Annotated in this window: 12 protein-coding genes and 1 riboswitch; of the genes, 6 read left to right on the top strand and 6 right to left on the bottom strand. The window is 49.2% G+C overall.

Going from position 1 to position 12,629, the window contains the following annotated elements:
* Nucleotides 1-32: 32 nt before the first annotated feature.
* The 3 genes from H6F90_RS17260 to H6F90_RS17270 all read right to left on the bottom strand — a co-directional run bounded on the left by H6F90_RS17260 (nucleotide 33) and on the right by H6F90_RS17270 (nucleotide 1,518).
* The gene (locus H6F90_RS17260; protein ID WP_190553574.1) at nucleotides 33-374 is read right to left on the bottom strand and encodes a DUF86 domain-containing protein; all 342 of its coding nucleotides are present in this window, start codon (nucleotides 372-374) and stop codon (nucleotides 33-35) included.
* Nucleotides 355-669 (bottom strand): nucleotidyltransferase family protein, encoded by a 315-nt coding sequence (locus tag H6F90_RS17265; RefSeq protein WP_190434854.1) that lies wholly within the window; start codon nucleotides 667-669, stop codon nucleotides 355-357. Before H6F90_RS17265 ends, H6F90_RS17260 begins: the two co-directional genes overlap by 20 nt.
* Before the next feature lie 132 nt (nucleotides 670-801).
* Nucleotides 802-1,518, bottom strand: coding sequence for a hypothetical protein (locus H6F90_RS17270; RefSeq protein WP_190553575.1), 717 nt, complete (start codon nucleotides 1,516-1,518; stop codon nucleotides 802-804).
* A 346-nt stretch (nucleotides 1,519-1,864) separates the two neighbouring features.
* Between H6F90_RS17270 and eis the strand changes: the two genes are divergently transcribed.
* Nucleotides 1,865-3,130 (top strand): enhanced intracellular survival protein Eis, encoded by a 1,266-nt coding sequence (gene eis, locus H6F90_RS17275; protein WP_190553576.1) that lies wholly within the window; start codon nucleotides 1,865-1,867, stop codon nucleotides 3,128-3,130.
* Between the two features lie 10 nt (nucleotides 3,131-3,140).
* Here the strand turns inward: eis and H6F90_RS17280 are convergent, their stop codons facing one another.
* The 3 genes from H6F90_RS17280 to H6F90_RS17290 form a co-directional block, all read right to left on the bottom strand.
* Nucleotides 3,141-4,439 carry a hypothetical protein gene (locus H6F90_RS17280; protein ID WP_199295988.1) on the bottom strand — a complete coding sequence of 433 codons (1,299 nt, stop codon included), beginning with the start codon at nucleotides 4,437-4,439 and terminating at the stop codon, nucleotides 3,141-3,143.
* A gap of 119 nt (nucleotides 4,440-4,558) precedes the next feature.
* Nucleotides 4,559-5,689, bottom strand: a complete 1,131-nt coding sequence (locus H6F90_RS17285; protein ID WP_190553577.1) for a HetZ-related protein 2 — start codon at nucleotides 5,687-5,689, stop codon at nucleotides 4,559-4,561.
* Nucleotides 5,690-5,984: 295 nt separating this feature from the next.
* A complete protein-coding gene (locus H6F90_RS17290) occupies nucleotides 5,985-6,281 on the bottom strand; it encodes a hypothetical protein (protein WP_190553578.1) in 297 nt (98 codons plus the stop codon).
* 746 nt (nucleotides 6,282-7,027) lie between these two features.
* On the opposite strand from H6F90_RS17290, the gene H6F90_RS17295 reads away from it, so the two are divergent.
* The 5 genes from H6F90_RS17295 to H6F90_RS17315 all read left to right on the top strand — a co-directional run bounded on the left by H6F90_RS17295 (nucleotide 7,028) and on the right by H6F90_RS17315 (nucleotide 12,591).
* Nucleotides 7,028-7,705, top strand: coding sequence for a sugar transferase (locus H6F90_RS17295; RefSeq protein WP_190434869.1), 678 nt, complete (start codon nucleotides 7,028-7,030; stop codon nucleotides 7,703-7,705).
* Between the two features lie 327 nt (nucleotides 7,706-8,032).
* Nucleotides 8,033-9,076, top strand: a complete 1,044-nt coding sequence (locus H6F90_RS17300) for a YdcF family protein (protein WP_190553579.1) — start codon at nucleotides 8,033-8,035, stop codon at nucleotides 9,074-9,076.
* A gap of 75 nt (nucleotides 9,077-9,151) precedes the next feature.
* Nucleotides 9,152-10,900 carry an ABC transporter ATP-binding protein gene (locus H6F90_RS17305; RefSeq protein ID WP_190553580.1) on the top strand — a complete coding sequence of 583 codons (1,749 nt, stop codon included), beginning with the start codon at nucleotides 9,152-9,154 and terminating at the stop codon, nucleotides 10,898-10,900.
* 60 nt (nucleotides 10,901-10,960) lie between these two features.
* A riboswitch (cobalamin riboswitch) is annotated at nucleotides 10,961-11,121 on the top strand.
* Nucleotides 11,122-11,141: 20 nt separating this feature from the next.
* Nucleotides 11,142-11,339: a CbtB-domain containing protein gene (locus H6F90_RS17310; RefSeq protein WP_190434878.1), complete on the top strand. Its 198-nt coding sequence runs from the start codon at nucleotides 11,142-11,144 to the stop codon at nucleotides 11,337-11,339.
* A 58-nt stretch (nucleotides 11,340-11,397) separates the two neighbouring features.
* Nucleotides 11,398-12,591, top strand: coding sequence for a hypothetical protein (locus tag H6F90_RS17315; RefSeq protein ID WP_190553581.1), 1,194 nt, complete (start codon nucleotides 11,398-11,400; stop codon nucleotides 12,589-12,591).
* Nucleotides 12,592-12,629: the final 38 nt, after the last annotated feature.

Genomic DNA, 12,629 nt, shown 5'->3' on the forward strand with positions numbered 1-12,629 from the left:
GAGCTAATTCAAAACTCTTCTCCTTTCCTTGATCAATATTCTTGATCCAAAATTTGTCGAATCTCTGCATCTAGTGAAGGAATTTTATTGGCAATCACATCCCACACAATGTCGTAGTCAACGCCGAAATAGTTGTGAATTAGGCGATCGCGCATCCCAGCCATTGCTCGCCATTCAATATCAGGGTATTTCTGACGTAAAGGCTCAGGAATTTGCTTGACTGCTTCACCAATTATTTCGATACTCCGCACAAAAGCTCGTTTGAGTGTTTCGTCTTGCACAAAGGTTACTTTCTCTAGACCCGCAGAACTTTCCAGGATGTAAGCGGTCTCATCAAGAATGTGCTGTAAATATTCACGGGCTGACAGAGACATATTCAACTTCTTCAAGAATGCGTGGGCCAATGTAGGGGCTTAAAGACTCAACTGTAAGTAGGTCAACGGCTCGGCCAAAGAGGTCTTCTAGAAAAAAAGACAGGTGCATGAAGTTGTCGAATGTCTTTTGCTCTGGCTCAAAAACGACCAAAACATCAACATCACTTTGCTCGTGAATTGCAGTATCGCGCACAAAGGAACCAAAAATACCACAACGTTGAACACCAAAACGCCGTAATTCCTGTTGATGTTGCTTCAAAAGATCAAGTACTTGAGTTTTGGTTTGAACAGGCATTCTAACTAATACCTACTTAGGCTGCGATCGCTTGATTCAAGCTTTACAAATCAGAAACCCGTTGGATAAAAACAGCTGTTGACTAATGTAAGAACCAAATATATTAGCAACAAAGATGCATCAAGCAGGTACTTATATTTCGCTGCGATGAGGTAGTGAGACGACTTCTTCTAGAAGTATTTGTTCGTCCCGGTAAGACAACTTGTAGCAAATCTCTCGGCCTGGGGCAACGGCCCAAAAATATAAGGGTTTCGCAAAAGCGCAAAGCTCATATTTAGGATGATTTGACTTGCATTTGCAGTCACTTTTACTATGTTGGCCCTGTTGACAGCAATAATGAAAGTCTTCAATTAATTTCTCAAATTCTCGGCTATCTTTTTTCACCTCTCCACAGATCATAATGTTGCCAGCATGAGATTTTATGACTAGATCAACCCCACGAGCTAGCGCTCCAAAATCCTCTCTTCTCGCTTCTATCTGCACCTGGGATATGTCCCAGCCATATTTCAAGATTAATGCTGATGCAGCTGAAAGTTGACTAATACCCTCCCGAAATAAAGCCCGTGTCCTACGACCCTTATAAGCAAAATGCCAGAATAGTTGAAAACCTTTTTGTTGCCCTTTGCTTCCACTTGCTGTCAGTAGAAGGGAACTTTGAGCATAGCCTCCCTCATCAATACTAAAGAGTTGTGCTTCTAGCCCTAAGATAAAATATTTTGCTTCATCGCTGTCTAGGGCAGGATCGATACGCAAAGCAGGTTTATCATCTGCTACAGACTCATGAACTGGAAGATTGGCATACTTCTCTGCTAGATATTCTTCTAACTCGTGTATCCAATTTCTCTGCATATTAATTGTGTTGAAGAATTACTGATGAGTTCTTAGAAAACTCACTTTCCAATAGTATCAAAATTCATTTGTCTGTCATTAGTAAGTCAAAAATTGTTCGTTGAAGATTTTTATTTATTCAATCTTTGTGAAACTTTGGTAAAAGAGTAATAGAAAGTATACTCTTGTCTGAAAAAATTTATGGTCAGATAGTGCAGCTCAAACTTAGAGGTGATAGTGCGATCGCCCCTCTCTCAGCCCTCTCACCACTTCTCTAGTTATATTTTCTGAGGGAAGGCTTATGTTATGGGTAAATTTCTTGGTAGGAAAGATAACCTAGGGATGTAGCCTTCAGACTGGCTGAGTCATGACCACAAACCTGACCGGAATTACGCTGCGGCAAGCCGAAGAAACCGACCTCCCCCAAGTCGTCAACTTAGACCGATTAGCCTTTGCTCCCTTGCGATCGCCTGCCGAGATTGAACGCGATTGGTATGGCCAAGGGCTGAACCTACCCGGTCGCCAGCACATGCTTGCCGTGGATGACTTAACTGGGCAGGCCGTTGCAACCTATGCTCAGCTTGACCTCAGCGTCGTGCTGGAAGGGCAAGGGTTTACCACAGCGGGAGTAGCTGGGGTGGCGGTGGCTCCAGAGCGACGGGGCCAGCGAATTGCGCGGTTTATGTTGGAGCAAGGGGTACAAGAATGGCGATCGCAGCAGATTCCCCTAGCGATGCTTTACCCCTTTCAGCACGGCTTCTATCGACAATTGGGTTGGGCTTGGGTGGGACGGCTGCACCAATATGCCGTGGCGGCAAAGCATCTACCGCTGTATCCAGAACGCTTTGGTATGGTGCCCTACGACCCGAAACACCATCAACCAGCCCTGCAAGACGCATATCAACGCTCAGCTTTGCGGCGGAATGGGTGGTTGCAGCGGCAAGAGCTACAGTGGCAACCTCGCCTAAAGCCAGAACCCGGAAAAGAAATCTACTGTTATCAAGAAGCAGGCAAGCTGCTCGGCTACATCATTCTGCAATATGCAGCTGCGGATTCTCTTCCCGGTACGCTCTCTGTGGTGGTGCAAGAATGGGTGGCGCTAAACGCTGATGCTTACCGCGGCATTTTAGGTTTTCTCTCAGCGTTGCGGGACCAAGTGCACACCGTAGTTTGGAACACTTACCCAGAAGACCCGTTTCCCTATTTAGTGCGGGAACAGCACCGAGTTTTAGAGGTGAACCAAGCTCCCCGCCTCTATGGCTTTACCCATCGCTTTGGCGAGATTGGCGGGGGTTTTATGTGGCGCTTGGTGGATCTAACCACCGCTTTTCGGCTCCGTCCAGTCAAGCAGGGTTCTCCCTTTATCTTGACTTTCCAAGTCAGCGATCCAATCCTGGGCGACCAGACGATCACCGCCAACTTTACGGCAGAACGCATGCATCCCGTAGCTCAGCCTGTGCCAGCGGTGTTGAAAACCTCTGTGGAGCACCTGACAGAGTTGTTTTGTGGCTTGCGACGGGCGACAGAAATGGTTTGGACGCGAGAAATTGAGTACGAGGGCGATCGCGCTTTGCTGCAAAAGTTGGATGCCGCTTGGCAATGCACGCCTCCCTTCTGCTGGGACTACTTCTAACCCAGCGTTATTAAGCGTCTTCTTCTGACTCGTCCACAGCATTAGCAGCTTGAAAGGCATTCAAATTCTTGAGTTGCTGATCGACACTTTGTAGAAGCTGATTCAGAGCAGGCAAAGCGTCTAGGGGCGTACCATTCAAGCTCAAATCCGTTTGGGTGCGATCGCGAATTTCATCCAACTTGCGCTGCAATTGCTGAGCAATACCCAAAGCATCTCGGCTGAGGTTAGCTAATTGCTGCTGCTGATAAAACTTTAAGGCTGCCCCTCGTAAAACCTGTAGTGTGGCTTCTTCTCCATAGGTACCAGGCATAACCCGAAACCGTAACAGGAGGCGAGACTGTTGATACAGGCGCTCGACTTCTTCCTGCCTCGGCTTCTCGACAGGAATCATGGGCAGGTTTGTCAGCCGCTTCAGTTCGTTGATCACGCCTTGGAAGACAGCAGCAGGCAAATTTTCCAAAACGGATTGCAGAACCCCATTTTGGCTCCACAGAATCCGTCCCTGATGTTGCTGTCGCTCAAAATAAAGCCGACCAATCCCACCCACCAAGACTCGCCCTAGCAGTTCATCCAGCAAATCCTTGGGCGGCAGGGCAGTGAGTACCTCAATCGAGCTAGATAAATGTTGTGGGTGCACGTCTAAGACTGGCAACGCCGGAACAGCGGACGTCGGAGGCACCTCTGGAGGCGCAGAAATCTCTGACGCAGCATTCGGCTTGGTAGAATTAGCAGCTGGTTTGGTAGACGCAGGTTTTCTAGGACTAGGAGATGCTGCGGCTGGTGCCATGAACTCAGTTTCGTCCGTTTTGAGTCCAGGAATATCTAGCCTTTCGGGGCTGTCCACCACTAGGGTTGGTTGGTTGTTGCGCTCTGACGGATCGGCGGGGCGAGGTTTGGAGGTGGAGCTAGGCGTAGAAGGTTGAGCGAGCCTAGGAGCCGCTTTCTGCGACTTCTGCTTCTGCTGGTCTGCGTGGCTGAGATAAGCAGAGAGCATTTTCTGATGAGTTTCTGAGGAGATGGCGCGAGGGACTAATGAGCAGTTGATATAAGCCAAAATCCTGCGGACATAGTCTAAAGCGGCTGTATCCTCTAAATTCACCATGCCTAAGTTCATGCGGCTCCCTTCTACGGATAAAGGCAGCACTTGGTGATAGAGACAAGCCTCAAACGGGAGCAGGCTATCAATCAACTGAAACATTTGCGCGGAGTCCAGCCAAGCCATACCGTCGCTTTGAGTTGACGATAACGAGGGATGATTACCAGGGCTGGTGTCCTGACGCCCGCCGCGATCGCCTAAGGGAGACGCCATAGAAACTCATTAAACTTGATTACCTACTATCCTAATCGGGCCAGTCATTAAAATCCCGGATTAAGCTCAGCAGATTCAACCAGATTGTGTAAAGAACTTCAGCAGTTACTGCCGTTATTTCAAGAGGCACTACGGAGTTCTTGAGCCGCGAGATAAAGCTTGCTCCATTCCCCCATGACTTGATTGGTCTTCAAGTTCAAGTCACCTGCGATCGCTTCTAGGGTGCAGCCTTCCCGAAGACGGTCTAACAGTTGGCGTTGTTCTGGAGTGAGTTTATCGACATATTGCTGCCACTGCTCCGGCGTTAATCCTAGGCTGTGTTCTTGCAGCGAAGTCTCTAGCCAATTCGCTACTAATTCTGGTTCGTTTTTCAGCGCGAAAACCCGGATGGCGTGATAGCTGATTTTCTCTCGCAATCGATAAACTTGCTTGATCGGCAGTTCTAGAGTCCGAGCGATCGCTTCTTGCGAGTGGCCTTGGAGATATAGCTGTAGCCAACGGGCTGCATCTGGCTCTACTTTTTCCGCTAGGTATTGCTCAAACGATTGCTTCACGGCAGTTCGAGCCATCTGCTGTTCTTCCCAAGCTTGTTCGTCTTGGTACTGAGAAACGGCCTGATTGTCGAGCAAGCTGACGGGGTTTTCGGCTTCATCGGGGGTGATTTCTTCCGAAACTAGCCGCACTAAATCGCCACTGGGAACTTGAGTCATGCCACCGCGTTGAGAGCGGCGCAAGTAGTTAACAAAGCGATAGACGAGCAATGGTTGATTGCGGATGGGTCTGAGGCAGTACTCCTCAACACTCGCTAGGAGCAAGTTATTCCGCATCCGGGAGTCTGAGGTGCATTGAGCAATCCAAGTGACTTGCTGTTGCATGTAGCCGTCACTTTGCAACAGTTCCTGAATCACTTCCTGCAACACATCCACAACAGAGCGTTGGCGATCGCGGCTGAGTGCGACCCAAGTCTTAATCTTGTTACGAATGAGAAATAAGCTGCTAAGGCGCTGAATTAGCTTACGATAAGCCCGCTCTGGCCCTACACCCAGATAGCGCTGCTGCAAAATGCGATAGCGATAATCCATTGCTTGCTGAACAATCGCGAGTTGGTCAGAAGTTAACGTGTCAAAGCGCGCTAAATCCTCTCCCATCAACCAACGGATAATACTTTCCCGATGCGCCACAGATTGCTCTGAGCAGTCTGTTTCAAGTTGCGATCGCCAGTCATTTGCCAGTTTGTCTGCCAGTCTCATTGGAGTTGCGATCCTTTTAGTCCCTACCTATAGAGTTTGTGGCCAACCCTTCCGCTTGGCCCTCACCCACATGGGTAAAAATATCGCTTACTAATACGTAAATTTACGTTACTTAAGCTCAAGTGTCGGGGCATCGTTAACTTTATGTCTGCCATTAGTGATGGTTTACACCTCGAAACCTGTACCAGGCTCCGTACCAGACAACCAGTTTTCGTGATTGCTCTGGATGACTATAGCAATCCCAAATGAGGATGACTAGCCGCAGGCAGTAGCTCCGAGAGCGGCTGATAGTAACCTAATAGTCACTATTATTGCTGCTGTCGTCAATTGAAATAACCAAGCGTTCCAATGCCTCGGTGAGGTGATTTAAGCGCTCCAGGGAATGATTTTGGGTTTCAGCCAACGTCTGCACAGCATCGCTCAAAGCAAAGATTTGGTATCCCTGTTGCTGCACCTGTTGAGATTGTTGTTGTACCTGAACTGCTAAAGCATCTACACGCTCCGCCAAGCGGTCAATCGTCTCGGTGGTCACTAGTACAGCTTCACCAATTTGCTGAATAATCGATTCTAAGCGGCTTACTCTTACTTCCACGCCTCAGAGTCCTTATCATCAGATTGCAGTTTGAGCCAAAACCTAGTTTCCTAGGCATGAGTTAGCGTTTGCACCCTAAAGTCGTAAACTCTTAGCTGTTAGTTGTCAAGGCATCACTGCTCTCTGAAGCTAGCTTTTCGGGCTGTAAAGCCATATTTCAGAGTACAAAGGTGCCAAGCTAGTACCGATGATTTGACTCAGCTAAGACCTAAATAATCATCTGTTGTAGCATCTTCTCCAGATTAACCCGCCAGGTTCGCAAATCTATTCAATTCAATCCCTGAGCGGCCCTTAATAGCCAACACAAATTGCATTAGCTCAGCATAGTGACCTGAAGGTATTTGGCTCGATAAAAGTTTTACGCAGGTCCATGATGGCTGACCTAGAAGGAAGGGGTAAGCTCAAACGAGTTGAATTCAAGTCTTGTGTTAGGTAAATCTTTTGGGTAGAGATCGCCGAGCTTCGGCTGTTTGAGGCCACCAAATTGAGGGATTCAAAATCTAGAAGATAAAGACAGGCTGGTCAAGCAGCTAACTTAGGGTTTCAACTATCAGCAATGCTGCTTACGCGCGTTAGGCTGAAATTCCAAAGCCGCTTCATCAAATCTTTATAAAACCGCAGAGTTATGAACCAGGCAATGAAGATTTGGACAAGCCTTGTGGAGAGGGCTATCACTGTTAATCGAGTCCCGTCTATATATTAGTGGTGCGTACGTGCTTCTACGGTCCTATAGTGACAGGCTTGTCATGACGACGCATTCTGTATTGTCTCCGATATCTAGCCCCTTCACTGTACCGGAATCTGTCTTTCAGGTTCCTCATCCATCAACCTGCTCTGTAGCGAAACGGTTGCTTGACATTTTCGGCAGTGTAATCGGCCTATTGATTCTGGCGCTCGTGTTCGTCCCTGTGGCGATCGCGATCAAGCTAGATAGCCCTGGCCCAATTTTCTATAAGCAAAAGCGTTACGGCCTACATGGTCGACCTTTTGAGATCCGCAAATTCCGCTCTATGGTGGAAAATGCCGAAGCTCTCAAGGCGCTGATTCCCAACGAAGCCCAAGGCTTAATCTTCAAGAATCGCGAAGATCCTCGTGTCACTCAAGTCGGTCGTTTTTTGAGACGCACTAGTCTTGATGAATTTCCCCAATTTTGGAATGTGCTGAGCGGGGAAATGAGTCTGGTTGGCACTCGCCCTCCGACTGGTGATGAAGTTGTTCACTATGATGAGCACCATTGGCAGCGCTTGTGTGTCAAGCCCGGTATTACGGGAGAATGGCAAGTGAATGGTCGTTCTTCAGTCAAGGACTTCGAGAAGATTGTTGAGCTAGATTTGCGCTACCAAACCCATTGGACCCCTCTGTACGATTTGACAATCATCTTCAAAACAGTGTTTGTGATTTTTGCCAAAACTGGGGCCTACTAACCCACGAACTCAGTCGCGATCGCCTCACTTTCAAGGCTGAAAAAAGACAGCATGCTCTAGTTCCACCACTCTGTCCTTAAAACGGCAGGGTGGTTTTTTGTAGCGGGGCAGTGGAGTCTCAGAGTCACAAATAGCGGGCTGGAAAACAGATTGATGATGCTTTGTTGTCCTCACTTCATGCTAGCGTTAGCCCAACTACGGGAGAGTTGCTTGAACATTCACAAATGCAAATCAATGGGTCCAGACAAGAACTGACATACCAAGCGATGTCATTAGTACTGCCAGTAAAGCAAAACTCCCTAGTTGGTGATGTGAGGAAGTGCCGCAATGTTTGAACTATTAACCTTAGTTCTGCTGTGGCTGCTAGTCGGCATAATTATCTGGTACGTCCTACAGAAGCTGATTCCGAAGGAGTACTACACTTGGCTCGGTGCCTTTGTGATGGTGTTATTCATCATTCTGGCCTTCCTAACGCCAACCAGCCGAGTTGTCTCCACAGTTTGGAGCGTGTTATCGCTGCCCTTCAAGCCCCTTGGCTTATCGTTGTTGCTGCTAGCTGCTGCTGCCGCCAAGATGGATAAAGGCGGGTTGAAAAAGCCGGGGGGTACTTTGGTGATCGCTGCCCTGTTAATTTTGCTAATTTCCAGTACTCCTTTTGTGGCCTATGCACTGGCCCAAAAAACCGAGCAGGCCGCCATTCAGTTCGATCAGCAACGGCGGGAACTTTGTGACCTTCAGTGCCCGACAACGCTGACCCCTCCAGAAGGACAAACAGCGGCAGCGATCGTGGTATTGGGATGGGGAACGACGCAGGCGAATCTACCCTATCGGCGACAGATTCAACTAACGGATACGGGCGATCGCATTATTTACGCTGCCCAACTGTATCAAGACCAACTACGGCTAGGGAATAGGCCTTTGGTGATCGTCAGTGCAGGCCCTAGGGGCGATTTGCAAGGCAAGCCTGAGGAAATCGTGGAAGCGAGGGACATTGAAACCTTACTGATCAATATGGGAGTGGCTAGAGACGACATTGTGGTGGAACCGACTGGCGTGGATGTGCGTACTAGCGCTGTCGCCGTAGGACGAATTTTGATGGAGCGGCGGTTGGGCGATCGCGTGATCTTAGTTTCCTCTGCCACGAATACTAGGCGAGCCGCTTTAACCTTTGCCAGGGTAGGAATTCGAGTCATTCCTCGACCCACAAATTTTTATACGTTTGAGTCGGGTGGCAGTCTCAGGCGCAGATTACGGATTGCCGACTTTGTCCCCAGCGCTGACACTCTGGTGGTCACGACTCGCGTGATTGAGGAATATTTGCTCTCGGTTTATTACTTCTTACGCGGCTGGCTCGCACCTTTGGGCATTTAGCTCGGCTCGCAGAGGGGTTGCCTGCTGCTGAGGTAATTCGTTTAGGATGATCAAAAGGTTGCTGGATTTTTGCTCATGGCTCGCTCTCAGCTACGGAAACTTGCGGCTTACTTACAACCCCACTGGAAAACTACTGTTTTAGGCGTTTTATCGCTGCTGATCGTCAATTTAGTTGGGGTTTATATCCCGCTGGTCATCCGCGACGCTGTTGACGACCTTCAAGTCACCTTCAGCTTCGACCAAGTTTTGTACTATGTAGGGCTGATTTTGGCCCTAGCGTCGGTCATGTGGGGAATTCGCATGGTCTCTCGGATTTTGCTCTTTGGCACTGGGAGGCAGGTGGAATTTGACTTGAAGCAGAAGATCTTCAATCACTTGCTAACCCTAGAGCCGTTTTACTTTTCACTCAACACCGCTGGGGATCTCATTAGCCGCGCGACAAGTGATGTAGACAATATTCGGCGGTTGGTGGGGTTTGCTGTGCTCAGTTTGGCAAATACCGTCTTTGCCTATACTTTGACCTTGCCCGTCATGCTGACGATTGACTGGAAGCTGAGCTTATTGGCGATCGCACCTTACCCGTTCATGTTGATGTTGGTGCGCTTGTTTAGCGATCGCCTCCGCAATGAGCAGCTAGAGGTGCAAGAAGAACTGTCTAAAATGAGCGATCTGATTCAAGAAGACATGAGCGGCATCGCCTTGATTAAGATCTACGCTCAAGAGGAAAACGAGCGGCGAGCCTTCCGACAACTGAATCAGCAACTGCTCAAGGCCAACCTAAAGCTAGCTAGAACCCGTAATACCTTGTTTCCGCTGCTGATCGGCATTGCCAGCCTCAGTATTCTGGTGCTGTTGTGGCAGGGGGCCAGAGCGATCGCCACGGGAGCGCTTAGTGTAGGTGACTTTATCGCCTTGCTCCTGTACGTCGAACGCCTGATCTTCCCGACCGCACTACTCGGCTTCACGATTACAGCCTATCAACGTGGTGAAGTCAGTATCGATCGCGTCGAGTCAATTTTGACGGTGGAACCGAAGATCAAAAACGAGCCCGATGTGGTGCCGTTAGCTCTAGCAGAGGTCAAAGGTCGCCTCAGCGCCCGTGATCTCAGCTTTACCTATCCTGGCGCCGTCATACCAGCGCTGCAAAATGTCAGCTTCACAATCGAACCGGGAGAAACCGTCGCGATCGTAGGGCCAATTGGGTCAGGTAAGTCCACCTTGGCAAATGCGATCCCCCGACTGCTGGATATTGCGTCAGAGCAACTGTTTGTCGATGACTACGACATTACTCAGTTGCGCTTGCAGGATTTGCGATCTGCGATCGCGTATGTGCCCCAAGACAGCTTCCTCTTCAGCACCACAGTCAAGAACAATATCCGCTACGGCGACCCTCTAGCAGAACAGCCAGAGGTAGAGTACGCGTCCAAACAAGCTCAAATTCACCAAGAGATTCTCAATTTCCCGCACCAGTACGAAACAGTGGTAGGTGAACGAGGGATTACGTTATCTGGTGGACAACGCCAGCGCAGCGCCCTAGGCAGAGCTTTATTGGTTGATGCGCCCATTTTGATTTTGGACGACGCCCTCTCCAGCGTGGACAACCAAACCGCCACCCAAATTCTGAAAAATTTGTCGGAAGGTACACAACGTAAAACGGTGCTGTTTATCTCTCACCAACTCGCCGCTGCCGCCACAGCCGATCGCATTTTTGTCATGGAGCATGGTCACATTGTGCAGACGGGCACCCATGATCAACTGCTCAAGCAGCCTGGACTATACCAAACGCTATGGAGCCAGCATGCCTTAGAAGAAATGCTGCGCTAAGAACCAAAATCTGGGGTTGCAGTTTTGCGGCAAAAACCTTTATGTCAATAAACAGTGATATGATTGCCCTACTCATGCGGTTCTAGTGAGGAACAGTCACTAGAGGTAACGGGGAAAGTTCGGTGCAAATCCGACGCTGTCCCGCAACTGTGAAGGAATTTTTTGCTCAGCTAAGTAAAAATTTCCTAGCCAGGATGCCCGCCGGTGGGAAGTTCTATAGCTCTAAAGTGCGAGGTACACCATGAGAACTGCATCCCTGACTTCTGGCTCTCTACAGCAACAGGCTGTCCGTTGGACGCTTTCGGTGCCTGTGCAAGCCACCTTATTTACTTCCTTGTGTGCGTTGACGCTCTGGACGGTTTATTTCTCAAGCTATCCTGCCGCCCACAATCAAATGCACTCGCTACGCCACCATACCTTGAGTGTTAGCTGCCACTAGAATTTCGCGCTCCGTCAGAATTCTTACTCGTCAGCATCCTCAAAGGTTCTAAGTCATAATGACAAAAATTAAACTCGTTTCGCTCCTCAGCTTATTAGGGCTGCTAGGAGCTTTAAGCTATGGTGCAGTTGGGCGATCGCAACTACCACAGCCATCGGTGAAGCTGGCAACTGAACCATCTACCAGTCAGTTACTACCCTTTGAGGCCGATGCCGCGCAGCCCCAAAATCCAGTGCAAATGACGCTACAAGCGCTGGATGCAACCGGGAAGCCACTGCAAGATGCCAACATTCGTGTCAAACTGCTAACCCCGCCTACGAATCCTTGGTTGCCCACCGACTTTCCCATTGTTGAGGGCACCAAGCTACTGGATTTGGCGGCGATCGCCGCTAATGGTCAACTGGAATTTCAGCAAATGCTCCCGATTCGCGGTGACTACCAACTCCAAGTCGAAGTTACACCAACCGTTGCTAATGCCTTTGCACCTTTTCAGCAAACCTTAACTTTGCCCGTCGCCGAAAATTCAATTAAATATCGCAACTTCGCCATCCTAGCCGTGATTTTGTTGGGGGTAGGCTTCGGTGGCGGCTGGGTGATTGGCGGCAAGCAAGAACTGCAACCTGGAGAAATTGCCCCTCAGCGAGTTCGGTTGCTGTTGAGCGGAACCATTGTGGTCGCGATCGCTGCTCTACTCGTCGTCAATATTAGTGCTGAACTGTCTCACTCCCATGAGCACTCTCACGAACATGAGCATGGAGATAAGGCGATCGCCGCTTTGCCGTCTAGTGCGAACACACAAGGCTTAGAAGTGAAGCTGTTAGGGCATCACCATGCCACGGTAGGCGAACCTGCTGAGTTGGTTGTACAGGCGATCGATACTAAAACGGGTCAACCAGCAACTGATGTGGTGTTTGACATCAAAGCCAAATCTTTAGAAGCAGGCTGGGTTGCCTTTGCTCATCAAGCAACACCCAATAACCAAGGTGAATTTGCATGGCAACAACAGTTTTTTGATGGCGCACCCTATCAAGTGGAAGTTGAAGTCACACCCAAACCCGGTGCGGCTCGTCAGTTTTCATCCTTCAAAGTGGCTCAAGAGATTGAAGTTGAGGGCGTAGAGCCACCGTTGCGATCGCGCCTCCTTTCCCTTGGCTATTTTGTCAGCATTTTGCTGGTGGGCTTGGGTCTTGGTTTATGGGTGCAACAACGGCGACAACCGCGATCGCTCCTTGACAGCAAGGCGTTAAATTAGACATAATGGCAAATTGTCTGTCTATTCCTGCTCGGACC

The sequence above is a fragment of the Trichocoleus sp. FACHB-591 genome (assembly GCF_014695845.1).
Lineage (GTDB): Bacteria > Cyanobacteriota > Cyanobacteriia > FACHB-46 > FACHB-46 > Trichocoleus.